The following is a 25,131-nucleotide window of genomic DNA, read 5'->3' as shown; positions in this document are numbered from 1 at the left end:
TCACATCGACGAGTAGGCGACGATGCCGCGGCGGACGCCGTCGAGCGCCGTCCGTGCGGTCCGCGCGAGCGCGCCGTCCTCTGCGACGATCGAGAGCTGGTCGAGCAGATCGATCGTCTGCTTCGCCCAGCGCACGAAGTCACCGGCCGCCATATCGGCGTCGATCAGCACGCGGTCGAGCATTCCGCCGCGAGCCCAGGAGTGCATGGCTCCGGCGAGTCCCGCGGCCAGCGGCTCGGAGCCAGGCAGATGGTGGTCCTTCTCGAGATCATCGAGCTCGGCCCACAGCGTGGTGGTCTTCTCGTACGCTGCGCGGAACGGGCCTCTCGGAAGCCCGCGCTCCCCCGAGTTCGCCTCGTCGCGTCGCGGCTCGTACACCAGGCAGCACGCCATCGCGGCGAGTGACGGCGCATCCAGGCCGTTCCACAGCCCCTGTCGCAGCGATTCGGCCACGAGCAGGTCGCGTTCGCCGTAGATGCGGCGCATCGTGCGACCGGCTTCCGTCAGCACCGTCTCGTCCGACTCGCGCGAGAGGTAGTCGAGCGTCTCGAGCACCTCGACCACGCGGTCGAAGACGCGCGCGACGGTGCCGGTTCGGGTCTCGATCTGGCGGCGGATGCGGTCGGTCTGGCGCTTGAGCTTCCAATAGCGCTCCGCCCAGCGGGCGTGCGCCTCCCGGTCGGGGCAGCGATGGCAGGGATGCCGCTGCATGCTGGTGCGCAGCGACTGGATGCGCTTCATCCGCTTGTCGCGGGCCGCACGGGGCGCTTGCGCGTCCTGCCGGTTCTTCTTCTCGAGGTCGCTCAGTTCGCGGCGGACCGCGGCGTATTCGGGGTAGTCGCCGTGCTCGCAGGCCATCGACTTCTCGTAGCCGGCGAGCGACTCCTCCGCCTCTCGTACCTGGCGGGCGAGACCGACGACCGCGCGGTCGGCCTGGAACTGTGCGAACGACGACTCGAGGATCTGCCGCGCGCGAGGCTTTCCGAACAGATCGATCAGGTTCACGGCCATGTTGTACGTGGGACGGAAACTGGAGTTGAGCGGGTAGGTGCGGCGCGACGCCAGGGCCGCCACCGCCTGGGGGTCCATGCCCTCGGTCCACTGCACGACGGCGTGACCCTCGACGTCGATGCCGCGGCGACCGGCGCGGCCGGTGAGTTGCGTGTACTCGCCCGAGGTGATCGCGACACGGGCCTCGCCGTTGAACTTCTCCATCTTCTCGAGCACCACGGTGCGAGCCGGCATGTTGATGCCCAGAGCGAGGGTCTCCGTGGCGAAGACCACCTTGACGAGCTTCAGGCGATAGAGCTCCTCGACCACTTCCTTGAAGGCAGGCAGGAGGCCGGCATGGTGCGCGGCGACGCCGCGCTCCAGATTCTCCAGCCAATCCCAGTAGCCGAGCACGCCGAGGTCCTCGTCTTGCAGAGACCGGGTGCGCTCCTCGACGATGGCGCGGATCTCCGCTTTCTCCTCCGACGACGTCAGCCGGATGCCGGACCGGCGCACCTGCTGCACGGCGGCGTCGCAGCCCACGCGGCTGAAGATGAAGAAGATCGCCGGCAGAAGATTCGCTCTCTCGAGGAGCGTGATGACGTCGGGGCGATCCATCCGCTCGATACGCCGGAGGTTCGACGGCCGCACAGGACGCTGCCCGCCACGCGGCGGCCGCTTGGCCTGTCGGCCGGCATGCCGGTTGCTGATGTACGACTGCGTCTTGCGATTGTTCTCATAGTTCGATCCGGTGAACGACCGGATCCGCATGAGCTCCTGGTTGACCTGCGCCGTGGCGATCCCGGCGCGGTCGTCGAAGAGGGGAAGCAGATCGTCGCGGACCAGCACATGCTGCTCCAGCGGCACCGGGCGGATCTCCGACACGATGACCTCGGTGTCGCCGCGGACCGTGTCGAGCCAGTCGCCGAATTCCTCGGCGTTCGACACCGTCGCGCTCAAGGACACCAGCTTCACGTGCTGCGGCAGGTGGATGATGACCTCTTCCCACACCGCGCCGCGGAAGCGGTCGGCAAGGTAGTGGACCTCGTCCATGACCACGAAGCGCAGGTCGCGCAGCGCCGCCGAATCGGCGTAGATCATGTTGCGCAGCACCTCGGTCGTCATCACGACGATGCGCGCGTTGCCGTTGATGTTCGTGTCACCGGTGAGCAGCCCGACCTCGTCCGCCCCGTAGACCTCGACGAGCTCACGGAACTTCTGATTCGACAGCGCCTTCATAGGCGTCGTGTAGAACGCCTTGTCGCTCGGCGTCTGCATGGCGAGGTGGATCGCGAACTCGCCGACGATCGTCTTCCCGGCCCCGGTCGGCGCGGCCACGAGCACGCTCCGACCGCTTTCCAGCGCGTGACATCCCGCGATCTGGAAGGGATCGAGCTCGAACTTCTGCTGAGCGGCGAACGCGACGGTCGCCGGATGCTCCGCCGCCGCACGCGCTGCGGCATATCGCTCCGCGGGTGAGCTCATACCGCGTCCGGCAGGAGCCCCGCTGCGGCGGCGCGTTTGCGTTTGCGCCGATCGAAGAGCAGCGAGAGCCCGGCCGCGGCGAAGAACAGCACGATCAGGATGCCGGCGAGCATCAGCATGCTGATCACGTCGGCTGCCGGGGTGGCCAGCGCCGCGAAGACCGTGGCGACGATGATCGCGATTCGCCATCCCTTGATGATCGCGCGACCCGACATGACCCCGGCGAAGTTCAGCGCGACCAGGAAGACGGGCAGCACGAAGGAGATGCCGATGACGATCATCAGCTTGAAGACGAAGTCGTAGTACTCCTGGGCCTGATAGAAGTTCGTGCCGCCCTCGGGCGTGAAGCCCCACATGAGTTCGATGACGTGCGGCATGATCACGATGCCGAGGTAGCAGCCGGCGAAGAACAGCGGGACCGCGGCCAGGATGAAGCCGACCGTGTACTGGATCTCCTTGCGGGTGAGCCCCGGCATGATGAACGCCCAGATCTGCCAGAGCCAGATGGGCGCCGAGATGAACAGGCCGATCGAGAACGCGATCCTCATGCGCATGTCGAACGCGGATGTCACCGTTCCGAAGTTCAGCGCGCTGAAGTTGTCACCGCGCTTCTCCATGATGATCCGGATCGGCTCGGTGATCAGATGGATGACCGGGTCGGCGATGATGAACGCCACCACCATGCCGACGACGAGCGCCAGCGCCGCGTACATCAGGCGCTTTCGCAATTCGACGAGATGCGCGCCGAGCGACATCCGCCGATCCCGGTCCGCCTTCGCCTTCACGGTGGGTTCGATGGCTACCACGGCCGGTCAGGCGCGAGGCGGAGTCTCAGGGTCGACGCCGGAGTCCTTCACCGTGGTGGGCTCGGCGGCGACGGCGTCGGAGCGCGTCGCGTCCTCCTCCTTCATGGCCTTCATCTCACCCTTGAAGACACGGGCCGACTGCCCCATGCTCTTCGCGAGCGCCGGCAGCTTCGCCGCGCCGAACAGAAGGAGGATGACGGCGAGCACGATGAGCAGGTGCCAGCCTTGCATTCCAGCGAACATGTCAGGATTCCCGTCGTCGGTAAGCTTTCGCCCCAGTCTACAGATCAATCCTCGTGATCGGGGCGGCGGTACAGAGCGAGTCCGGCGGCGGCCCACTCCCGCGCGGACGAGCGTGCCACGCCCGGCTCGAGCACTTCCATCGCCCCGCCGAACCGTGCGGCGAGCCGCTTGATGCCCCGGGGGTCGGCGAGGTGGAAGTGCGCGGTCACGGAGCCATCGACCGCTTCCAGCGTCGTCGCCGGGAGGAAGCCGGTGAGCAGCGGCGCGAACCGCTCGGACACCCGAACGGTGACCTCGCGCTCATCGTCGAGACCGGTGAACGGCTCCGGCACCTGATCTCCGCCGTGCGTGATCGGGATGTCGGTCAGCTGCGGCTCGCTCACCCGATCCAGGTGGAAGGTGCGCATCGCGTGCCGCATATGGCACCAGCCCTGCAGATACCACTGGGCGTTGGTGATGAGGATCTGCACGGGGTCGACGGTCCTGGTCGTCGGTGCAGCGTCCGGGGCCTGGTAGGTGAACGAGATCGCGACGCCGTCCTGCAGGCCGCGCGCCACGGCCTCGCGCACCTCGTCGACAGCGCTGGGTGCGACCACGACGTCGGCCGGCGCGTCGGCGGCGCCGCGCGACAGCTTGGAGATGAGACCGGCGACCAGGCCGGAGTCCGAGACCGCCGGGACGGCCGCCACCATCTGCAGTCCGGCGAGCAGCGCCGCCGCCTCGCGAGCGGTGAACCGTGGGACCCGGCGGAGGGCGACATCGTTGGTGATCTCGATCACGTCCTCGAGATCGAGCAGATCCCAGTTGATGTCGAACATCTCCTGAGGTTGCTGCCAGTAACCCGATTCGCCCGGAAGGCCGATCACCGTCAGCTTCTCGACCATGCCGCGCATCTCCTGCGGCGTCACCCCGAACTCCGCCGATGCCTCGGCGAGGGAGACCTGTCCGTGCTCGAGCAGGTAGGGCACGAGCGTCAGATAGAGCCGCACGCGTTCCGCGGCGAGCAGGGGCTTCGGTTGAGCGCTCATCGTCGGTCCCCTCGCTCGGCATGCGCAGCGACGGCCGCCTCGAGGCGGACGATGACGGCGTCACGCAACTCCGCCGGGTCGACGACGCGGACCTCAGGGCCGTACGAGGCGAGCTCATCGGCGAAGATGTGCAGGTCGACGAAGGGCACGGTGATGCCCTGCGCTGCGCGCGCGGCTCGGCGACCGAGTCGCAGTGCCGCCTCGGTGCCCGGTGTGACTTCCAGCAGTGCCGAATTCTGCGCGGCGACGCGCTCGAGGCCCGCAAGAGCGCGCTCCCCCGCGCCGTCGCGCAGCGCCGGATCGAAGCTCGTCGTCGTGACCTTCACGTCGCCGACGATGCGGCTGAGCAGGAACATCCGGTCCTCGTCGATGTCGACGTCGATGCCGAACACATGCCAGCGCGCCTCGTAGTCGACGAGCGCGAGCGGGCGGATGCTGCGCCGTCGCGGCACCGCCTCGCCCGGCTTCAGATACTCGAAGTGCACGACCCTGCTCTTCTCGATCGCGTCCTGCAGCGGTGAGAAGGCCGCGTCCCGCGCGGTGATGCGCGGAGCGAACCCGATGATCGGCTCATCGCCGTCGATGCCGAGCGCCCGGATCTTGCGCACTCCGGACTGCGCGTCTCCGGAGGCCGACTCGGCACTCCAGACGCTCCCGGCGAGACGGAGCACCGCCAATTCGGCCGGCGTGAACTCGATGTCAGCCGGAAGGTCGTATTCCGCTTGCGGAATGCGGTAGCGGGCCTCACGGAGATCGTTGGGGTCGGCGGCATCGCCGATCGTCTCGATCGGGACTCCGAGCGATCGCAGCTCTTCCTTGTCGCGTTCGAACATCTTCTCGAGCGCATCGGAGCGCGTTCCGGCGTCCGCACGCTGGCGATAGCCGGAGACGTTGTCGAGGATCTGCTGCTTGGTGAGCCCGATCTCCGTGGCCATCAGCGCCACGACGAGATTCGTCAGGCGCTCCTCCGCGGGAATCCGGGCAGCCATCACGGAGTCGGCGCCGCGACTGCGCCCAGGATGTCGACGACGATCGCGGTGGCAGGAGATCCGTCTGCCTCGGGGAAGACGAGGAGGAGTTGGGAGCCGACGGTGGCGCCGATGAGTTGCTCGGGAGCCGCGCTGATGCTGGCCTCCGCGCCCCACGAGTTCGTCGTGACCTTCTTGTCGTCCCAGCCGACACCCATGATGTTGGAGACCACGGTGTCGCCTTCCTTCACCTTCGGGCCGTCGCCCTTGATGAGGGTCTGCGTGATGATCTCCTCCGGTGCCGGAACATCGGGGATGATGATTCCCGGAGTGCCGTCAGGAGCGCGCACGACCGTGGGCAGACCGCTTGCGTCGTTGAACTGCAGCGCGCCGGAGGCCTTCGACGGCAGGACGTCGAGCACGTCGATGACAGCGACGACGGTCTCGTCCTTCGCGAGTCCGAACGCCTCGGTGTTCTGCTCTCCGAAGTCTTCAGGAGTGAGCACGGCGAGGATGCGGCTGCCTCCGGTCGCGCACTCCAAGACGTCCGACAGGCCCGCGGAACGCTGTGCCCAGTAGTCGATGCTGTGCACTCGGCTCGCGTCGTCGTTGAACTCGGACTGATAGACCTTCTTGCCGCTGTCGCCGCCGTAGAAGGCGATGTCCATCACGACGGGCTGGAAGTCCGACCCCAGGGCGAGGCCATCGCCGACGGTCACATCGGCGAACGAGGTCTTGTCGGTCTTTACCGGTCCGAACACCGCGACCTCCGGGAGCGAACCGAAGTCACCGCTCACGTCGGCGACATTCAGGATCTTGTCGTCGCCGCCCCGGTCGCAGGCGGCGCCGTCGGAGGAGGCCGTCGCGGCACAGCCCGTCAGGGCGAGGACGGCGAGGCTGAGGGAGGCCAGAACGGCGGACGTTTTACGCACGCGCTCCAGTCTATTCCGTCGCGTGCTCCGATTCGCGCGAAGCCGTGGCGAGACGCGCACCTTCGGCGGCCTTGCCCGCTTCTCTGGCGCGCTTGCGCAGCTGCTTGTCGTTGATCTCTCGGTCGCCGACGGCACCGGGAGTCCACTTCTCGACGTCCTCGTCGTTGAAGCTGCTCTTCGAGGCGCGTCGCTTCACGGAGGGAGCCACCGCACCCGGGGCCAGTCGCCGCGCTGTCAGCAGGAAGCCGGTGTGGGCGACCATCCGATGATCCGGGCGCACGGCGAGACCCTCGACGTGCCAGCCACGCACCATCGTCTCGGAGGCATCGGGATCAGTGAACAGACCGGTGCCGCGGATGTACTCCGCGACTCGGGACAGCTGCGTCGCGGTGGCGATGTAGCAGAGGACGACGCCGCCCGGCGTGAGTGCGTCGGCGACCGCGTCGATGCACTCCCACGGGGCGAGCATGTCGAGGACGACGCGGTCCACGGTGCCTGCCGCGGTCTCGCGAGGCAGGGCCTCCACCAGATCGCCCACGACGACGCGCCACGTGGTGGGAGCCTCGCCGAAGAACGTCTCGACGTTGGCGCGGGCGACATCCGCGAAGTCGTCGCGGCGCTCGAAGGAGATCAGCTGCCCGTCGTGCCCCACTGCGCGCAACAGCGACAGGGACAGCGCTCCCGAGCCGACGCCGGCCTCGACCACGGTGGCGCCGGGGAAGATGTCGGCCTGCATGACGATCTGCGCCGCGTCCTTGGGATAGACGATCGCCGCACCGCGCGGCATCGACATCGCGAAGTCCCGGAGCAGGGGGCGCAGTGCGAGGTAGTCGTGCCCCGAGCTGTTGGTGACCACCGAGCCGTCAGGGAGGCCGAGCAGGTCGCGGTGGCGAAGGACGCCCTGATGCGTGTGGAGTTCCCCGTCCTCACGAAGGGTCACGGTGCTCAGACGGCCCTTCGGTCCCGTCAGCTGCACGCGGTCGCCCAGGCGGAACGGACCGCGGGGTCCCTGATCCCGGTTCCCGGTCACGGTGCGACCTCGCTCACGACGCTCTTGCGATCGAAGAGGTCCGAGAGGTCGGACACTCCACGCTCCGCCAGCGTCGGCCAGAGTTCATGTGCTCCGAGGTCGTCCAGCGAGACGATGTGCGGAACACCGAGGGTCACGGCGCCGGATGCGAGGCCCGCACGCACCCCGGTCGGCGAGTCCTCGATCACGACGACATCGGCGATGTCGACGTCCAGCAGCGCCGCAGCCTGCAGATAGGGCTCCGGGTGGGGCTTGGGGTTGTCGACGTCATCGCCCGCGACGACGATGTCGAACGCTTCGAAGTCGATCAGGTCCACGACGTTCAGCGCCATCCGTCGGAGCGACATCGTGACGAGCCCCGTGGGGATCCCGGCGTCGCGCAGCTCGGCGAGGAGCTCTCGTGCACCGGGGCGGAACGGCACACCCTGCGTGCGCAGCGACTCCTGCACCACATCGGTCAGATGCGACACGATCGCCTCGGGCTCCATGGCGACCCCGGCGTTCTGCAGGATGATCGCGCTGTCGATCAGACCGCTTCCGACCAGCTGCAGCGCATCCTCGTGGGTCCATGAGCCGCCGAAGGACTCGACCAGCGTCGTCTCCGCCGCCATCCAGTACGGCTCGGTGTCGACCAGTGTTCCATCCATGTCCCAGAGGACTGCGCGGGGCTTTCTGCTCACTGAACCCATGCTAGCCCGGTGCCGCCCACATCCTGCCGCCGCGGACTAGCCTGGAGGGATACGTCCTCGATCTCGAAGGGAGCCCATGATGGATGTTCTCGGTTCACGCATCGTCATCGCCGCCTTCGACGGCTGGAACGACGCAGGCGAAGCAGCCAGCAGCGCCGTCGAGGCGCTGCGGTCGTCTTCGGAGTACGACCTCGTGCACTCCGTCGACCCGGAATTGTATTTCGACTACCAGTACACGCGTCCGTCCACTCAGATGGATGCCGAGGGACGCCGCCAGCTCAAGTGGCCGGAAGCCGGCCTCTGGCGACCGCGCGACCCGGGTCCTGGTCCGGAGTTCTGGCTGCTCACGGGCGTGGAGCCCGCGCGCACCTGGCAGTCCTTCGCCTCCGAGTTCATCGACATCGCCCTGCGCGACGACATCACCGGCCTCGTGACAATGGGCGCCATGCTGGCCGACGTCCCGCACACGCGTCCGATCTCGATCTTCGCGTCCAGCCAGAACGAGCAGGTGCGCGAGGCCCACGGCCTGGAACGGTCACTGTACGAGGGGCCTGTCGGCATCCTCAGCGTCTTCGAGCACTTCGCGGAGAGCGCCGGCATCCCGACCGCCGGTCTCTGGGCGAGCGTGCCGCATTACGTCGCAGCGGCGACCCCCTCCCCCAAGGTCACTCTCGCCCTGCTCGACCGGCTCGAAGAGCTCACCGGCGTCGATGTGGATCGCCTCCACCTCCGCACCGAAGCGGCCGCGTGGGAGGCGTCGATCGACGCCGCGGCATCCGAGGACGAGGACATGGCCGAGTACATCCGTCAGCTGGAGCGCACGCGCGACACCTGGGACTCCCCCGAGGCCTCGGGCGACGCGATCGCGCAGGCATTCGAGCGCTACCTGCGCCGCCGCGGCGACGCGCCCGGCGACCACAAGCGCTGACGCGGCTCAGGCGGCGATGACGCCCGTGCCGAGCAGGACCAGCAGCACGGTGCCAAGCAGGATGCGGTAGATCACGAACGGCAGGAAGCTGCGCTTCGAGATGAAGTTCATGAAGAACGCGATGACTCCGAGTGCCACGATGAAGGCGATTCCGGTCGCGGCCAGGGTGTCTCCGAACGAGAAGAACGACGGCTCGCCCCAGCTCTTGAACACCTGGTAGAAGCCGCTGCCGAACACGGCCGGGATCGCGAGCAGGAACGCGTAGCGCGCCGCCGCAGCACGCTCGTAGCCGAGGAAGAGCCCCATCGTGATGGTCCCACCGGAGCGCGAGACACCGGGGATCAGGGCGAGGGCCTGCGCGAAGCCGAAGGCGATGCCGTGCGGGTATGTCAGGTCGCCGAGCTTGCGGCGCTTCGCTCCGACGTGGTCGGCGATGCCGAGCAGGACGCCGAACAGGATGAGCATGATCGCGACGACCCACAGCGAACGGAACACCGTCTCGATCTGATCCTGGAACAACAGGCCCAGCACCACGATCGGGATGCTGCCGATGATGATCATCCAGCCCATCCGGGCATCCGGGTCGCTGCGCGGCACGCGGCCGGCCAGCGACCGGAACCACTGGGAGACGATGCGCACGATGTCGCGCCAGAAGAACACCACGACGGCCGCCTCGGTGCCGATCTGCGTGATCGCGGTGAAAGCCGCTCCCGGGTCCTCACCGGACGGCAGGAAGGTGCCGAGGATGCGCAGGTGCGCACTGGAGGAGATGGGCAGGAACTCGGTGAGTCCCTGGACGATCCCGAGGATGAGGGCTTCGAGCAGGTGCATGGAGGGCCTTCTGGTGAGGGGAGGGCGCGGAGGCGGGCGGGGCTGCGGGCCGCGATCAGTACGTGCGCAGCAGATCGGCCAGCACCCGCTGGCCGAAGACAAGCGATTCTACGGGCACGCGCTCATCGACACCGTGGAACATACCCGTGAAGTCGAGGTCGGCCGGCAGCTTCAGCGGCGCGAAGCCGTACCCGGTGATGCCGAGGTACGCGAGCGCCTTGTTGTCTGTCCCCGCGCCGAGCAGGTACGGGATCACGGGCACGCCGGGGTCGTGACGACCGATGCTCGCGACCATGGCCTCGACGAGTTCGCCTTCGAAGGGCGTCTCCATGCCGATGTCTCGGACAACCATCTCGATGACGATGTCGTCGCCGACGATCTGCTGGAGTTCGGCGAGCACGTCGTCTTCGGTTCCCGGAATGACGCGGACGTCGATCAGCGCCTCGGCGCGCTCCGGGATGACGTTGTGCTTGTAGCCCGCCGTCAGAGCCGTCGGATTCGTCGTCGTGCGGAAGGACGAGCGGAGGAAGGCCTCGGCGGGGCCGGCCGCGCCGGCGAGGGCGTCGGGGTCGTCGAGGCTGCGTCCGCTCAGCGCGCTGAGGCCCTCGAGAAGCGCCTGGGTGGTGGGCGTGAGCCGGATCGGCCACCGGGTGCGCCCGATCGCGGCGACGGCCTCGGCGAGCTTCGTGACGGCGTTGTCGTCGTGCAGACGACTGCCGTGCCCGGCGCGGCCCTTCGCCACGAGGCGGATCCACAGCATGGCCTTCTCGCCGACCTGCAGCAGATACGCGCGACGGTCGTCGACCGTGATCGAGTAGCCGCCCACTTCGCTGATCGCCGCCGTGGCGCCGTCGAACCACTCGGGGTGGTTCTGCACCACCAGTGCAGAACCCTCCACGCCGCCGTTCTCCTCATCGGCGAAGAAGGCCAGGACGAGATCCCGTTCCGGCTGCTCCCCCGCCCGAAGGATGTCGGCGACGGCCGTGAGGATCATCGCGTTCATGTTCTTCATGTCGACCGCACCGCGGCCCCACAGCATCCCGTCCTGCACGAGGCCGGCGAACGGGTCGACGCTCCAGTCCTCCGCCATCGCGGGGACGACGTCGAGGTGACCGTGCACGACCAGGGCCGGTTTGCTGCGGTCCCGCCCCCGAACTCGGGCCATCACGTTCGTGCGCCGCGGGATCGGCTCGTAGTACTCGACATCGAGTCCGAGGCCCTCGAGATACCTTCCGACGTACTCCGCGGCCTCGCGCTCCCCCTTGGCGTTGCCGCCGCCGAAGTTCGACGTGTCGAACCGGATCAGGTCGCTCGCGATGCGGACGACCTCGGGCAGGGAGGGATCGGTCATGACTCCCAGGCTACCCACACGGCGAGCCACGCCCGGGCGTACGGCTCGGTTCGAGGCGGCCCGGATTACGTGCTAATCTCATTCTTCGGTCGGCAACGATCATCCAACACCTGCGCGGGTGGCGGAATGGTAGACGCGCTACGTTGAGGTCGTAGTGCCCGTAAGGGCGTGGGGGTTCAAGTCCCCCTCCGCGCACAGGTAACAAGAAGGCCTCCGATCTCCGGATCGGGGGCCTTCTTCGTCGTCCGGGCGCACCGAAGGCGTCAGCGGAAGACCCGGCTGATTCCCCCGCTGATATGCGTCAGCTGTATCCAGATCGCGAAGCGCTGCAACGGACGCATCGGGAATCCCACGATCTGCCGCCAGCCTCGACTGCGACGCCAGGCCAGCGCGATCTCCAGCTGCGTTCCCCCCGCGGCGGGCGTCAAGGCGATCGTGACGCGCATCGGGATGCTGCGCGGCGCACCCGGATAGGAGAAGCGCCACGCGATCAGTGCCTCCGTGTCGACGGCGAGGGTCTCGACCCGTCGTCGCGCGAACCGAGGGCGAATTCGTAACGGCCTGCCATCAGGACGGCGTTCCGGAGCGATCGAAGCCCACGACGCGCCAGCCGACGCCGTGTCGACACCCTCTGGAAGTTCCACGCGTCCGCACAGGACATCCCATTCCGGCATCCGAGCCGGACGGGACAGCAGGTCCCACACCTCGGCGACGGATGCCGGCACGAACGTTTCAGTGAAGCCTGAGGCCTCACCCCGCCCGCCGGAACGAGGACGGTGAACGGCCAGGTCGGCCACCTCGTCGAGTCTGCTGACCAGCGCCGCGGACGACGTGCCCACCCGCGCCAGCAGATCGTCGATGAGGCCGCTGCGGTCGTTCAGCAGTTCCCGCAGGACGGACTCCGCGTCCCCGTTCTTCCCCCGTGACGAGGCGCGGCTGAGGATCTCGAGGCATCTCGCGCTCCACTCGTATCCGCCGGTCTGGTGGAAGTCGATCGGCCCGGGCTCGGTGGACGCCTCAGCCGAGATGCCGATCGATTCAAGCTCTACAGCCCGCTGTTCTGCTATGGCAAGTCGTACCGCGTCGAGAGTGACGCCTGACGCGCGCAGCACCTGCCCCGCAGGGTGCGTGCTCAGTGTCAGAGCGAGCAGGAGGTGATCGAGATCGGCTTCGCGCTGGCCGAGGCGGGATGCCTCCTCCATCGCAGCGATCGAGAGTGTCTGGCTGGTGGATGCCATGACGGCGAACCGGTTCATCGGGTCCTCCTCGGCACGGGGATGGTCTGATCGATTCGTCTCGCGTGCTTCTTGTGCACCGCCTGACGAGTTACACCGAGGGCGTCGGCGATCGTCTGCCAGCTCATTCCCGCGCGAAGCGCGGCTTCGACCTGACGGAGTTCGAGGGTGTCGGCGAGGACGCGCAGGGATGCCACGGCCCGAAGACCGGCACGAGGATCGCGTGTGTCGGCGGCGACGGACGCCAGCTGAGGTGAATCCATGCTGTCAACCTACGTTGCTCGCTTCACCGCTGTCAACCGACGTTGCGTAACGCGGCGAGACCGTCAGACCGCGCCGACCCCGAACATCAAGCCGAGAACGTATGTCACCGCTGCCGCGCCGAAGCCGATGGCGAGCTGACGAAGTGCGCGGCGGAGGGGCGGCCCACCGGAGAGCACGCCGACCATGGCTCCGGTGCTCAGCAGGGCGATACCGACGAGCACCAGCGCGAGCACGATGGCGCTGAGTCCCTGCAGTCCGAAGATCCAGGGCAGCACGGGGACGATCGCCCCGGAGGCGAAGAGCAGGAAGCTCGAGATCGCGGCGGTCCAGTCGCTGCCGATGATGTCGTGGTCGCTGCTCGGCACGCTCACCGGGCCGGTCGCGGCGCGACGCGCCCCCGCCTTGGCCGCTTCGACGATGCGGTGGGCGCGTGCCAGCGCCTCGTCGATCCCCATGCCGCGGGCACGGTAGACGAGGGCGAGCTCGTTCTCATCGATGTCGAGGTCGCCGGCGGCATCGGCCGCGTCCTCATTCGCTTCTGTCGCGGCCAGCAGCTCGCGCTGGGATCGCACCGAGACGAACTCTCCCGCTCCCATCGACAGCGCGCCGGCCAGCAGTCCGGCGATGCCGCTGAACAGCACGAAGCCCGAGCTCACGCCCGTCGCCCCGATGCCGAGCACGAGCGCGAGGTTGCTCACCAGGCCGTCGTTGGCGCCGAAGACCGCGGCGCGGAACGAACCGGACAGTCGACGTCGACCCCGTGCAGCCAGTCCCCTGACGACCTCGTAGTGGATCTTCTCGTCGGCGCGCATCGCCGGGGTCGCATAGTGCTCCGCGTCATACGGTGATCGCGCCTCCGCGCTCTGCGCGAGGGCGAGCACGAAGATCGAGCCGAAGCGGCCGGCCATCCAGCCGAGCACGCGCGAGCGGATGCCGGGCCGCGGCAGGCGTCTCGGCTCGCCCCCGAGCAGATCGAGCCAGTGCTGCTCATGACGTCGCTCCGCGTCAGCGAGACGCAGCAGGATCTCCTGCTCTTCCCCCGTACGCCGAGCCGCAAGCTTCTGGTACACCGACCCCTCGGCGCGCTCTTCGACGAGATAGCGCGCCCAACGGCGATGATCGGCGGGCGTCGGCGCAGCGGCAGGCGCAGTCATGAATCCTCCAGGTATCGCGAAGCCCGATGCGCGGGCAACCGTTCCACGCTAGCCGCGTGGCTGCATGCGGACGGTGCTCGCGCGAGGATTGCCAGCATTTCGGGGATCCGAACCCGACCGGGCGAAGGTCAGAACGCGAAGGTCAGGAGCGGACGCGCTTGCGCAGCACCTCGATGCGCGCCTGCAGCTGCGTCACGGTGGCCTGCGCGACTGCGGGCCCGCCGCAGATCCGGCGCAATTCGGCGTGGACAGCCCCGTGCGGCTCGCCGCGCTGCCGTGCGTACAGCCCAACGAGACTGTTCAGGAGCTGACGCTGCTCCTTGAGCGTGCGGTGGAGTGGCGCGGGCAGCGTTGTCGTCTCGGTGGGGCCGGCTGTCGCCTCGCGCGCCTCTCGCAGGCGGGACTGACGGGTCTGACGCTGCATGAGCAGCTCGTGCACGTGCTCCGGCTCGAGCAGTCCGGGGAAGCCGATGAACTCCTCTTCCTCGGGCGTGCCGGGCTCTGCCAGCTGCCCGAACTCCTGCCCCTCGAACACGACCCGGTCGAAATGCGCGACGGAAGAGAGCGCCTGGTAACTGAACTCCTGCTGGAGGGCATCCGACGCTTCGTCCTCGCGATTGGCGCTCTCCAGCAGCGAGTCCTCGAGGCCGTCGTCGTCTTTCGATTGACGGTCGAGAGCGTGATCGCGCTCCTTGTCCATCTCGCCCGCGAGGCCCATGAGCACCGGGACCTGCGGCAGGAAGACGCTGGCCGCCTCACCGCGTCGCCGCGCGCGCACGAACCGGCCGATGGCCTGGGCGAAGAACAGAGGCGTGGACGACGACGTGGCGTACACCCCGACGGCGAGACGCGGCACGTCGACGCCCTCGGACACCATGCGCACCGCCACCATCCAGCGCTGATCGCCCGCGCTGAACTTCTCGATCCGCTCGGATGCCGTGGCGTCGTCCGAGAGCACGACGGTGGGCTGCTGGCCCGTGATGCTGTGCAGGATCTTCGCGTAGGCGCGCGCGACGGTCTGGTCGGTGGCGAGCACCAAGCCCCCGGCATCCGGCACATGATGGCGGATCTCGGTGAGGCGGCGGTCGGCCGCCGACAGCACCGCCGGCATCCACTCCCCCTCGGGGTCGAGTGCGGTGCGCCAGGCCTGGGAGGTGACGTCTTTCGTGTTGTCCTGACCGAGATGCGTCTCGAGCTCGTCGCCCGATGTCGTGCGCCAGCGCATCTTTCCGGCGTACATGTGGAACAGCACCGGGCGCACGACGCCGTCGGCGAGGGCCCGGCCGTAACCGTAGTTGTAGTCGGTGCGCGAGATGCGAGCACCTGATTCGTCGGGGTGATACTCGACGAACGGGATGGGTGCGGTGTCGCTGCGGAACGGGGTTCCCGAGAGCAGCAGGCGCCGCTTCGCCGGTCCGTAGGCGTCACGGATCGCGTCGCCCCAGCTCAGCGCGTCGCCGCCGTGATGCACCTCGTCGAGGATCACGAGTGTCTTCGCATCCTCGGTCAGATGCCGGTGCACGGATGACTTCGCGGCGACCTGCGCATAGGTCACGACGGCCCCGTGATAGTGCCGCGCCGGCGCCCAGTCGCTGTTGCGGAAGCGCGGATCGAGTCGGATGTGCACGCGGGCGGCCGCGTCGGCCCACTGCGTCTTCAGGTGCTCGGTCGGAGCGACCACGATGATGCGGTTGACCTCGCCGATGCGCATGAGTTCGACGGCCAGAGTGAGAGCGAAGGTGGTCTTTCCGGCACCCGGGGTCGCGGCCACGAGGAAGTCCCGCTGATCGGCCTCGAAGTAGGCGTCGAGTGCCTCTTGCTGCCAGGCGCGGAGCTTGCTCGCCGTTCCCCACGGGGCGCGCTGGGGGAAGGAGGGAGAGAGCATCGACTCCACGATAATCGCTCCCACCGACACCGCGGCGCACGCCCGGGACCGACCCGCGACATCCTCGAGACGGGTAGGCTCGGTCACTGCGCTGTGGCCCCCGCCGCGCGCGACTGCTCGTGAAGGAGAACCGGATGACCGATCACGATCCGACTCGAACCCCGCACGAAGACAACACGACCGCGCACCCCTGGCGACGTTTCGTCGCCGTCGGCGACTCATTCACCGAGGGCGTCGGCGACCCGGACCCGACCGTGCCTGGTCAGTACCGCGGGTGGGCCGACCGTGTCGCAGAGGTGCTCGGCCAGCAGGTGGACGACTTCGCCTACGCGAACCTCGCGGTGCGCGGAAAGCTGATCGCGCAGATCATCGCCGACCAGATCGAGCCCGCAGTGTCGCTGCATCCGGATCTGGTCTCCATCTGCGCGGGTGGCAACGACGTGATCCGCCCGGGAACCGACCCCGATGCGATCGCGGCACAGTTGGAGGATGCTGTCGCCAGACTCTCTTCCACCGGCGCGACGATCCTCCTCTTCACGGGCGTCGATACGGGGTTCAGCCCTGTCTTGCGCGCCTTCCGCGGCAAGGTCGCCATCTACAACGAGAACGTGCGCGCGATCGCCGATCGCCATGACTGCATCGTCGCCGATCAGTGGGCGCTCAAGGGCGTGCAGGACCCGCGCTTCTTCGCCGACGACCGCCTGCACTACAACACCCTGGGCCACCACGAGGTCGCCCGGATGGCGCTGCGTGCCCTGAACGTGCCGAACGACCTCGAGCCCATGCAGCCCGAGCCGCTGCCCGTGCGCACCTGGCGGGAAGCCCGCTCCGAGGACTTCGGCTGGGCACGCGAGCATTTCGTGCCGTGGGTCCTGCGTCGGCTGCGGCACCAGTCGTCGGGAGATCACCTGGCCGCGAAGCGCCCGGATCCTTCACCCATGCTGCGGCTCGACCAGAGCTGAGCGCGCGCGGACATCAACGGCTCAACGCGTCAGCGCCCAGAGCGCGACCGCCGCGGCGGAGGCGACGTTCAGCGAGTCCACTCCCCCGCTCATCGGGATGGTGACCACGTGATCGGCGCCGTCGAGCGCCGTCCGCGAGAGCCCATCGCCTTCCGAGCCCATCACGAGGGCGACGCGCTCAGGTCGATCGGCGACGTAGGCGTCCAGCGTCACGGCATCGTCGCGGAGTGCCAGTGCCGCGATGTCGAACCCCTCGGAGTGGAGGTCCTCGACAGCGGCGCCCCACTCCGTGATGCGGGTCCAGGGAACCTGGAACACGGTCCCCATGCTCACCCGCACACTGCGCCGGTAGAGCGGGTCGGCTCCCTTGGGCGAGACCAGCACGGCGTCAGCACCGAGAGCCGCGGCCGCACGGAACGCGGCCCCCACGTTCGTGTGATCGCCGATGTTCTCGAGGATCAGCACGAGCGAGGCCCCCTCGAGCACCTCGCGCACGGTCGGCAGCTCGGGGCGGTGCATGGACGCGATCGTCCCGCGGTGGACAGCGAACCCGGTCACCGCCTCCGCCACCTCGTCCGGGACGACATACACCGGGACGTCGAGCTCCCCGACGATGGCTCGGATGTCGTCGATCCGACGCTCCTGCACGAGCACGGATCGCGGGCGGTGTCCGGCCGCGACCGCACGCGCGATCACCTTCGTCGACTCCGCGATGTACAGCCCGCCGGCAGGGTCACGCGCTGCACGTAGCGCCGTGTCGGTGAGGTCGCGGTAATCGTCCAGTCGAGGGTCGGCGGCGTCGGCCACGGAGATCAGTTCCACCAGGCCACTCTGCCACCCGTCGGCCGTCTGCGAAGCGTCCACCGGCACGACCGACGACCTCGTCAGGTCGTAGACTCGCTCGGGGAGGTCCTGTGACTGCGTCGAACACCGCCGAGCTGTCGGCCACTCTCGCCCAGGCAGCGCAGCTGCTCCGTGGCAGGCGCATCGCCCTCCTGACCGGTGCGGGAATCTCGACGGACTCCGGCATCCCCGCATACCGCGGTGAGGGCGCCAGGACTCGCAACGACCCGATGACCATCCAGACCTACCTCGGCGACGAGCGGGCGCGTCGGCGCTACTGGGTCGGCGGACATCTCGGTTGGCGGGCATTCGCGCGCGCGGCTCCCAACCCGGGGCACATCGCCCTCGCCGAGATGGAAGCCGCGGGCACCGTTTCGGGCGTCATCACGCAGAACGTCGACGGACTGCACCTGCGGGCCGGAAGCTCGCACGTCATCGAGGTGCACGGAACCATGCGCCGCGTGCTCTGCCTGCACTGCGGACAGGTCTTCGACCGTCGTGACGTGGCGGTGCAGATCGAAGAGCTGAACCCCTGGATCACCGTGCCCGAGAACGTCGCGCTCGCACCCGACGGCGATGTCCTGCCGGAGACCACCGATGGTTTCATCATTCCGACCTGCACGGTCTGCGACGGAATGCTGAAGCCCGACGTCGTGTTCTTCGGCGAGTACGTCCCGCAGGACCGCTTCCGCGCAGCGGAGTCGCTGCTGCGCTCCAGCACGGCCCTCATCGTGGCCGGATCCTCTCTCGTGGTGAACTCCGGCGTCCGTCTCGTCGAGCGCGCCCGGCGTCGCAGCATCCCTCTGATCATCGTCAACCACGAGCCGACGCGTGCGGACCCCTGGGCGAATCTCACCATCGCCGCAGGCACCAGCGACGTGCTCCCCGCCCTTCAGGAGCTGCTCTCGTGACCTTCATCACCCTCATCCGCCACGGCCAGACCGACTGGAATCTCGCTCGTCGCATCCAGGGCTCGACCGACATCCCTCTGAACGAGAAGGGCCGAGCGGACGCGCACCGAGCCGCCGCGAACCTGTCGGTCTCACCCCACCACGCGATCTACTCGAGTCCTCTGCTCCGTGCGAAGGAGACGGCGGAGATCATCGCCGGCGAACTCGGACTCGAGCTCGCCGGTGTGGTGCCCGAAGTCCGGGAACGAGAGTTCGGCGAGGGCGAGGGGATGCTGGTCTCCGACTACATCGCGAAGTACGGCGACTGGCATGCCGACGTGCCCGGCGCCGAGTCCCTCCACGATGTCGGGGTCCGTGCGATCGCCGCGCTGCATGAGATCGCCCGCGATTCGCGGCGCCGGTCTGCCCCTCGGGCGGAGTCCGTCCTGGTCGTCGCGCACGGCGGCGTGATCCGGTCTGTGATGGATCTGGTCTCCGGGGGCACGCTCCCCCGCGAGGGCGAGATCATCAGGAACGGTTCGGCGCATCGATTCGAGGCCTCGCCGGGGTCGCTGCGCCTCCTCGAGGAGTCGCTGGTCATCTGATCAGCCGGTGCGGGCGACCACCGAGCGCGCGTGCCGGAGGACGGGTTCATCGACCATCCGGCCCTCGAAACGGAACACACCGCGTTCGGTCTCCGCGGCGCGCAGGACGGCCTTCGCCCATGCGATGGTCGCCTCGTCGGGCGCGTACGCGGCACGGATGACGGCCACCTGATTCGGGTGGATGCAGGCCGAGGCGCGGAAGCCGGATGCCGCGGCATCCGTCGCCTCGTCCTCGAGGCCCTGCACGTCGTCGAGAGCGATGTGCACGGCATCGATCGCCGCTTTGCCGTGCGCACCCGCCTCCAGCAGCACCCGGGAGCGGGCATACCGGGCGATGTCGCGGTAAGCCCCACCGGCGTGGCGCGACGACGTGCCGCCCAAAGAGGCCACCAGGTCTTCGGCGCCCCACATCATCGCCGAGACGCGCGGATGCGCCGCGATGACGTCGGCCGCATGGATGCCGCGGGCCGTCTCGCACAGGGCGATGAGCGAGAACCGCTCGTCGAACACCGACAGGCTCTCCGCGCTCTCGGTCTTGGCGACCATGACGGTGCGGAACGCAGTCTGCTCGAGGGCCTCGAGGTCGGCGGCGAAGTGCGCGCTGTCGGGCGCATTCACCCGCACGATGACGCGGTCGGGATCGACGTCGGTCTCGCGCAGATTGACCCGCGCCGCCTCCTTGGCATCGGGGAGCACGGCATCCTCGAGGTCGATGATCACGGCGTCGGCGCGCTCCAGCGCGGTCCGGAACCTTTCGGGGCGGTCGGCCGGGCAGAACAGGAGCGCGGGGCCGAGGTCGAACGCGGTCACGCGGACGCCTCCGGCAGGCAGTGCACGAGGACGCTCCTGGTGGCCGTCGCCACGACCGTGCCGTCCTGATTGCGTCCGGTGTGCGCGATCTGCACGATCCCCTGGCCGGGTCGGGACGAGGAGAGCCGCTTATCGACGATCACGCTCTCCGTGTAGAGGGTGTCGCCCGCGAACAGCGGATGCGGGAACGTTATGTCCCCGAAACCGAGTTGGGCGACGAGCGTTCCCTGGGTGAGCTGCGCCACCGACGCGCCGACCATGGTCGACAGCGTCCACATCGAGTTCATCAGCCGCGCGTGGAACGGCGCCTGCGCGTCGGCGAAAGCCGCATCGAGGTGCAAGGCCTGCATATTCATGGTCAGCGTCGTGAACAATACGTTGTCGGCCTCGGCGGCGGTGCGTCCCGGTCGGTGCAGATAGCGCGCGTCTTCCACGAACTCCTCGTAGTAGAGGCCGCGCTGGATGATGTCGGGCATGCCGCCCACGCTACCCGGCGAGTCCGAGGCCCCGCGCGATGACCAGCAGCTGCACCTCGGTGGTGCCCTCGCCGATCTCGAGGATCTTCGAGTCGCGGTAGTGCCGTGCGACGGGGAACTCGTTCATGAAGCCGTTTCCGCCGAAGATCTGGGTCGCGTCCCTGGCGTTGTCCATCGCCGCCTCGCCCGCGACGAGCTTGGCGATCGCGGCGGCCTCGGCGAAGGGCTTGTCGGCGTCGCGGAGCCGCGCGGCGTGATGCCACGCGAGTCGAGCCGTGTGCACCCGCGCCCGCATGCGCGCCAGCGTGAACTGCGCGTTCTGGCGCGTGCTCAGAGCGCTGCCGAAGATCGTGCGGCTCTTCGCGTAATCCACGGCGGCCTCGAGGCACCCTTCCGCCGCCCCGGTCGAGAGCGCCGCGATCGCGATGCGCCCTTCGTCGAGGATGCTGAGGAAGTTCTTGAAGCCGCGTCCGCGCTCACCCAGGAGGTTCGCCGCGGGGACGCGGGCGCCCTGGAAGGTCAGCGGATGGGTGTCGGAGGCGTTCCAGCCCACCTTGTCGTACGGCGCCTCGACCGTGAATCCCGGGGTGTCGTTGGGAACGATGATCGTCGAGATCTCCTTGCGACCGTTCTCGACGCCCGTGACAGCGGTGACCGTGACGAATCGGGTGATCGGCGTGCCGGAGTTCGTGATGAACTGCTTGGAGCCGTCGACGACCCACTCGTCGCCTTCCACACGGGCAGTGGTGCGTGTGGCACCCGCGTCGCTGCCGGCCTCGGGCTCGGTGAGGCCGAAACCGGCGAGGGCGCGACCAGCGAGCAGGTCGGGCAGCAGCTCCTGGCGCTGCTCGTCCGTTCCGAAGCGGTAGATCGGCATCGCTCCGAGACTCACTCCCGCTTCGAGCGTGATGGCGATGGACTGATCGACGCGGCCGAGCGCCTCGATCGCGATCCCGAGGGCCATATAGTCGCCACCCTGACCGCCGTACTGCTCGGAGAACGGCAGCCCGAACAGGCCGAGGTCTCCCATCTGGGCGACCACATCCATCGACAGGGTGTGCGTGCGATCGGCCTCGTACGACTGCGGCGCGACGACCGTTTCGGCGAAATCGCGCACCATGGCGGCGAGTTCGCGTTCCTCTTCTGACAGATCTTCCATGCTCAGCTCTCCTCCGTCGTCACATGCGCGACCGGCTGGTCGCGCCGAACCTGATCGCCCACGGCGACCATCAGATGCACCACGCCGTCGTGCGGCGCGAGGACCGGGTGTTCCATCTTCATCGCCTCGATGGCGATCAGGGGGGTGCCTGCTGCGACCGTCGCCCCTTCCGTCACGAGCACGGCGACGACGCTTCCGGGCATCGGGGCACGGGCCTCCGGCTCGGTGGCCGCTGCAGCGCTGTCGCGCGCCGCGAGCCGTCGTCGCATCCGCTCGCGCCTGTCCAGCGGGCGCAACCGGATCGAGCGTCCGCTTTCGGACACCCAGACGGCTCCTTCGGCGTCGACGGCGGCACGGGGCCCGAGGCCTGCGGCATCATTCCCGGCTTCGACGACTACATCGTCATCCGTCAGCAGAGCGAAGACCTCGCGCACGACGGGGCCGGATCCGAGCCGCCAACCGGGCAGCTCGCGCCAGAGGGCGCTCGTCCGAACCGGCTCCGCTCGTCGCGGCGCCGCGGCGCGCGCGGCCGCGAGCATCGCGGCAGACGGCGGCTCCGCATGAACGGGGAGCAGCGTCTCGATCAAGCCCGTGTCGAGGTCGCCCGCCACGACGCGGTCGTCGCGGCAGAGCTGACGGAGGAACGCGATGTTCGTGTCTACCCCCAGGACCACGGTCCTCGACAGGGCCTCGTCCAGGCGCGCGAGGGCGGTCGTCCGGTCGGCTGCGAAGGCGATGATCTTCGCGATCATCGGGTCGTAGAAGCCGGTCACCTCGCTGCCGGTCTCGATCGCGGCGTCCACACGAACGCCATCCGGCGCATCGAAGAGCAGCACTGTCCCGGTCGACGGGAGGAAGCCGCGTTCCGGGGATTCCGCGTACACCCTGGCTTCGACGGCATGTCCGCGGATCGCCGGCACGACGTCGAGAGGCAGCCCCGCCGCCACGCGCAGCTGCAGGACGACGAGATCGAGGCCAGTGACCTCTTCCGTGACCGGATGCTCGACCTGCAGGCGCGTGTTCATCTCGATGAAGAAGACGTCTTCGGGTGAATCCGCGTCGACGAGGAACTCGACGGTCCCCGCACCGACGTACGCCACGCTCTGTCCGGCCCGCACGGCGGCGGAGAGCAGTCGGTCCCGCGTCTCATCGGGGATCCCGGCGGACGGCGCTTCCTCGATCACCTTCTGGTGTCGACGCTGCAGGGTGCATTCCCGCTCCCCGAGAGCGACAACAGTGCCGTGGGCGTCGCCGAAGACCTGCACCTCGATGTGTCGCGGACGTCGGATCAGTCGCTCCAGGATGAGGGCGTCATCTCCGAAGGCGGCGGCCGCCACGCGCCGAGCCGAAGCCAGCGCGCTGCTGAGGCGTGCGGCATCCGGAACGACCTCCATGCCCTTCCCGCCGCCGCCGGCACTGGGCTTGACCAGCAGCGGAAACCCGACGCGTGCCGCCTCTTCGGCGATCTCCGAGTCGGACAGACCTCTCGCGTCGAAGCCTGGCACCACCGGCACGCCGTAGCGCATCACATGGTCACGAGCCCTGGCCTTGTCCCCCATGATCTGCAGGGCCTCGACGGAGGGGCCGATGAACACGATGCCGCTCTCGGCGCACGCCTCGGCCAGGCCGACACTCTCCGAGAGGAAGCCGTACCCGGGGTGGATCGCCTGGGCGCCGGTGGCACGGGCGGCGGACACCACGGCGTCGATGTCGAGATAGGACTCGGGCGCAGGCGCCGGTCCGATCCGTACGGCCCGATCCGCCTCCCGCACATGCGGTGCAGTGGCATCGGCATCGCTGTAGACGGCGACACTGCGGATGCCGAGCGCGCGCAGCGTGCGGATGATCCGGCGAGCGATCTCGCCGCGGTTGGCGACGAGCACGGTGTCGAAGGTCATGGCACTCACATCCGGAAGACGCCGAAGCGCGGTTCGGGCAGCGGACTGCGGGCGACGACGTCGAGGGCCAGGCCCAGGAGGTCGCGGGTCTGGGCGGGGTCGACGATGCCGTCATCCCAGATGCGAGCGGTCGCGTAGTAGGGCTCTCCCTGCTGCTCGTACTGCTCGCGGATCGGCGCTTCGAACTCCGCGCGGGTCTCGGGGGTCCACGAGTCGCCTCGAGCGGAGAGCTGGTCTTCCTTGACCGTCGCGAGGACGGATGCCGCCTGGGCGCCGCCCATCACCGAGATGCGGCTCGCCGGCCAGGTCCACAGGAACCGCGGCGAATAGGCGCGGCCGCACATCGAGTAGTTCCCGGCGCCGAAGGAGCCGCCGATGATGACCGTGAGCTTCGGGACGCGCGTGCTGGCGACGGCGGTGACCATCTTCGCCCCGTCCTTCGCGATACCGCCGGCCTCGGCATCCGATCCGACCATGAAGCCGGTGATGTTCTGCAGGAAGAGCAGGGGGATGCCGCGCTGATCGCACAGCTCGATGAAGTGCGCGCCCTTGAGCGCCGACTCGCTGAACAGCACGCCGTTGTTCGCGACGATCCCGATCGGATGCCCGTGCAGGCGAGCGAAGCCCGTGACCAGGGTCGTGCCGTACTCGGCCTTGAACTCCCGGAAGGTGTCTCCGTCGACGAGACGCACGATCACCTCACGCACGTCGTAGGCCTCGTTCACGTCGACCGGGACGACGTCGTAGAGCGAGGAGCCCTCGCTCGGCGGCCGGCTGTCGAGCACCTCCCACGCGGGGGCCTGCGAGGGCGGCAGCGTGGCGACGATGTCGCGGAGGATCTCGAGAGCGTGCTCATCGTCTCCGGCGAGATGGTCGACGACCCCGCTCCGGCGGGCATGAAGCTCGCCGCCACCGAGCTCCTCGGCAGTGACGACCTCTCCGATCGCCGCCTTCACGAGCGGCGGCCCGCCGAGGAAGATCGTGCCCTGTCCGCGCACGATCACCGTCTCATCGCTCATCGCGGGCACGTACGCGCCACCCGCAGTGCAGGAGCCGAGGACGGCAGCGAGCTGCGGGATCCGCTCCGCCGACATCCGCGCCTGATTGAAGAAGATGCGTCCGAAGTGCTCCCGGTCAGGGAACACCTCGTCCTGCCGGGGAAGGAACGCGCCGCCGGAATCCACGAGGTACAGGCACGGCAGCCTGTTCTCGAGCGCGATCTCCTGGGCACGCAGGTGCTTCTTCACGGTCAGCGGGTAGTACGTGCCGCCCTTCACCGTGGCGTCGTTGCAGACCACCATCACATGGCGGCCGTGGACCAATCCGATGCCGGCGATGACTCCGGCGCCCGGCGCCTCTCCCCCGTACAGTCCCTCGGCGGCGAGCGGCGCGACCTCGAGGAACGGACTGCCCTCGTCGAGGAGCCGGGCGACACGGTCACGCGGAAGCAGTTTCCCTCGTGCCACGTGGCGCTCGCGCGATGCCTCGGGTCCCCCGCGCGCGGCGGTCGCAAGTCGGTCCCGCAGCTCCTCCGCGAGCGACTCCTGGGATGCCGGCATCGTGATGTCCTCCTCGACCCACGTCTGCACCGCGGAATGGCCTGGCGCGGTGCACGCATTCTCGGTTAGTGTTCACTAACCCGTTGATTCAGGTTAGCGAGGATTAACTG

General features: G+C 68.6%; 24 protein-coding genes and 1 tRNA gene. 5 read left to right on the top strand and 20 right to left on the bottom strand.

Annotation, left to right across the window (positions count from 1 at the left end; genetic code table 11):
• The 8 genes from RS85_RS01645 to RS85_RS01610 are packed head-to-tail and all read right to left on the bottom strand — an operon-like array spanning position 1 to position 8,171.
• Entirely contained in the window at positions 1-2,475 is a 2,475-nt protein-coding gene (locus RS85_RS01645) for a DEAD/DEAH box helicase (RefSeq protein WP_046011675.1), read from the bottom strand.
• Positions 2,472-3,230, bottom strand: a complete 759-nt coding sequence (gene tatC, locus RS85_RS01640) for a twin-arginine translocase subunit TatC (RefSeq protein ID WP_046011690.1) — start codon at positions 3,228-3,230, stop codon at positions 2,472-2,474. Before tatC ends, RS85_RS01645 begins: the two co-directional genes overlap by 4 nt.
• Positions 3,231-3,287: 57 nt before the next feature.
• Positions 3,288-3,524 carry a twin-arginine translocase TatA/TatE family subunit gene (gene tatA, locus RS85_RS01635; protein ID WP_046011674.1) on the bottom strand — a complete coding sequence of 79 codons (237 nt, stop codon included), beginning with the start codon at positions 3,522-3,524 and terminating at the stop codon, positions 3,288-3,290.
• 44 nt (positions 3,525-3,568) lie between these two features.
• On the bottom strand, positions 3,569-4,552 hold the full coding sequence (locus RS85_RS01630; protein ID WP_046011673.1) for a helix-turn-helix transcriptional regulator: 984 nt from the start codon (positions 4,550-4,552) through the stop codon (positions 3,569-3,571).
• On the bottom strand, positions 4,549-5,541 hold the full coding sequence (locus RS85_RS01625; RefSeq protein WP_046011672.1) for a helix-turn-helix transcriptional regulator: 993 nt from the start codon (positions 5,539-5,541) through the stop codon (positions 4,549-4,551). Before RS85_RS01625 ends, RS85_RS01630 begins: the two co-directional genes overlap by 4 nt.
• Positions 5,541-6,452, bottom strand: coding sequence for a hypothetical protein (locus tag RS85_RS01620; RefSeq protein WP_046011671.1), 912 nt, complete (start codon positions 6,450-6,452; stop codon positions 5,541-5,543). Before RS85_RS01620 ends, RS85_RS01625 begins: the two co-directional genes overlap by 1 nt.
• Before the next feature lie 10 nt (positions 6,453-6,462).
• Positions 6,463-7,482, bottom strand: a complete 1,020-nt coding sequence (locus RS85_RS01615) for a tRNA (adenine-N1)-methyltransferase (protein WP_046011670.1) — start codon at positions 7,480-7,482, stop codon at positions 6,463-6,465.
• The gene (locus tag RS85_RS01610; RefSeq protein ID WP_082087438.1) at positions 7,479-8,171 is read right to left on the bottom strand and encodes an HAD family hydrolase; all 693 of its coding nucleotides are present in this window, start codon (positions 8,169-8,171) and stop codon (positions 7,479-7,481) included. The genes RS85_RS01615 and RS85_RS01610 overlap by 4 nt, the downstream gene beginning before the upstream one ends.
• A gap of 79 nt (positions 8,172-8,250) precedes the next feature.
• Here RS85_RS01610 and RS85_RS01605 point away from each other — a divergent pair, with 79 nt between their 5' ends.
• The gene (locus RS85_RS01605) at positions 8,251-9,099 is read left to right on the top strand and encodes a PAC2 family protein (RefSeq protein ID WP_046011668.1); all 849 of its coding nucleotides are present in this window, start codon (positions 8,251-8,253) and stop codon (positions 9,097-9,099) included.
• 6 nt (positions 9,100-9,105) lie between these two features.
• Here RS85_RS01605 and RS85_RS01600 read toward each other — a convergent pair whose 3' ends face one another.
• On the bottom strand, positions 9,106-9,930 hold the full coding sequence (locus RS85_RS01600) for an undecaprenyl-diphosphate phosphatase (RefSeq protein ID WP_046011667.1): 825 nt from the start codon (positions 9,928-9,930) through the stop codon (positions 9,106-9,108).
• Positions 9,931-9,985: 55 nt separating this feature from the next.
• On the bottom strand, positions 9,986-11,281 hold the full coding sequence (locus RS85_RS01595) for a M20/M25/M40 family metallo-hydrolase (RefSeq protein WP_046011666.1): 1,296 nt from the start codon (positions 11,279-11,281) through the stop codon (positions 9,986-9,988).
• A 112-nt stretch (positions 11,282-11,393) separates the two neighbouring features.
• On the opposite strand from RS85_RS01595, the gene RS85_RS01590 reads away from it, so the two are divergent.
• Positions 11,394-11,476: transfer RNA gene (locus RS85_RS01590), tRNA-Leu, on the top strand.
• 68 nt (positions 11,477-11,544) lie between these two features.
• Here RS85_RS01590 and RS85_RS01585 read toward each other — a convergent pair.
• The 4 genes from RS85_RS01585 to RS85_RS01570 all read right to left on the bottom strand — a co-directional run bounded on the left by RS85_RS01585 (position 11,545) and on the right by RS85_RS01570 (position 15,819).
• A complete protein-coding gene (locus RS85_RS01585; protein ID WP_046011665.1) occupies positions 11,545-12,537 on the bottom strand; it encodes an SRPBCC family protein in 993 nt (330 codons plus the stop codon).
• Complete coding sequence (locus tag RS85_RS01580) at positions 12,534-12,779, bottom strand: hypothetical protein (RefSeq protein WP_046011664.1); 246 nt, start codon at positions 12,777-12,779, stop codon at positions 12,534-12,536. Before RS85_RS01580 ends, RS85_RS01585 begins: the two co-directional genes overlap by 4 nt.
• 63 nt (positions 12,780-12,842) lie before the next feature.
• Positions 12,843-13,934, bottom strand: a complete 1,092-nt coding sequence (locus RS85_RS01575; protein ID WP_046011663.1) for a VIT1/CCC1 transporter family protein — start codon at positions 13,932-13,934, stop codon at positions 12,843-12,845.
• 142 nt (positions 13,935-14,076) lie between these two features.
• Positions 14,077-15,819 (bottom strand): DEAD/DEAH box helicase, encoded by a 1,743-nt coding sequence (locus RS85_RS01570; protein WP_046011689.1) that lies wholly within the window; start codon positions 15,817-15,819, stop codon positions 14,077-14,079.
• A 134-nt stretch (positions 15,820-15,953) separates the two neighbouring features.
• Here RS85_RS01570 and RS85_RS01565 point away from each other — a divergent pair, with 134 nt between their 5' ends.
• The gene (locus RS85_RS01565; RefSeq protein ID WP_046011662.1) at positions 15,954-16,781 is read left to right on the top strand and encodes an SGNH/GDSL hydrolase family protein; all 828 of its coding nucleotides are present in this window, start codon (positions 15,954-15,956) and stop codon (positions 16,779-16,781) included.
• Positions 16,782-16,802: 21 nt separating this feature from the next.
• Here RS85_RS01565 and RS85_RS01560 read toward each other — a convergent pair whose 3' ends face one another.
• Positions 16,803-17,603 carry a TrmH family RNA methyltransferase gene (locus RS85_RS01560; protein ID WP_046011688.1) on the bottom strand — a complete coding sequence of 267 codons (801 nt, stop codon included), beginning with the start codon at positions 17,601-17,603 and terminating at the stop codon, positions 16,803-16,805.
• Between the two features lie 92 nt (positions 17,604-17,695).
• Between RS85_RS01560 and RS85_RS01555 the strand changes: the two genes are divergently transcribed.
• Both RS85_RS01555 and RS85_RS01550 read left to right on the top strand, forming a co-directional pair.
• On the top strand, positions 17,696-18,535 hold the full coding sequence (locus RS85_RS01555) for a Sir2 family NAD-dependent protein deacetylase (RefSeq protein ID WP_046011661.1): 840 nt from the start codon (positions 17,696-17,698) through the stop codon (positions 18,533-18,535).
• Complete coding sequence (locus RS85_RS01550) at positions 18,532-19,119, top strand: histidine phosphatase family protein (protein ID WP_046011660.1); 588 nt, start codon at positions 18,532-18,534, stop codon at positions 19,117-19,119. Before RS85_RS01555 ends, RS85_RS01550 begins: the two co-directional genes overlap by 4 nt.
• On the opposite strand, the gene RS85_RS01545 is transcribed toward RS85_RS01550, so the two are convergent.
• From RS85_RS01545 to RS85_RS01525, 5 genes are read right to left on the bottom strand one after another with little or no spacing between them, the layout of a single operon-like run.
• Complete coding sequence (locus RS85_RS01545) at positions 19,120-19,929, bottom strand: HpcH/HpaI aldolase/citrate lyase family protein (RefSeq protein WP_046011659.1); 810 nt, start codon at positions 19,927-19,929, stop codon at positions 19,120-19,122.
• Positions 19,926-20,405, bottom strand: a complete 480-nt coding sequence (locus RS85_RS01540) for a MaoC family dehydratase (protein ID WP_046011687.1) — start codon at positions 20,403-20,405, stop codon at positions 19,926-19,928. The genes RS85_RS01545 and RS85_RS01540 overlap by 4 nt, the downstream gene beginning before the upstream one ends.
• Before the next feature lie 10 nt (positions 20,406-20,415).
• A complete protein-coding gene (locus RS85_RS01535; protein ID WP_046011658.1) occupies positions 20,416-21,564 on the bottom strand; it encodes an acyl-CoA dehydrogenase family protein in 1,149 nt (382 codons plus the stop codon).
• Between the two features lie 2 nt (positions 21,565-21,566).
• Entirely contained in the window at positions 21,567-23,462 is a 1,896-nt protein-coding gene (locus tag RS85_RS01530) for an acetyl/propionyl/methylcrotonyl-CoA carboxylase subunit alpha (RefSeq protein ID WP_046011657.1), read from the bottom strand.
• Positions 23,463-23,467: 5 nt separating this feature from the next.
• Complete coding sequence (locus RS85_RS01525; protein WP_046011686.1) at positions 23,468-25,021, bottom strand: carboxyl transferase domain-containing protein; 1,554 nt, start codon at positions 25,019-25,021, stop codon at positions 23,468-23,470.
• Between the last annotated feature and the right edge of the window lie 110 nt (positions 25,022-25,131).

It is taken from the genome of Microbacterium sp. SA39, assembly GCF_000967865.1.
In the GTDB taxonomy this organism is placed as follows: domain Bacteria; phylum Actinomycetota; class Actinomycetes; order Actinomycetales; family Microbacteriaceae; genus Microbacterium.
Note: the sequence above shows the minus strand (reverse complement) of the source record. Positions and strands in the feature narration are given on the sequence as shown.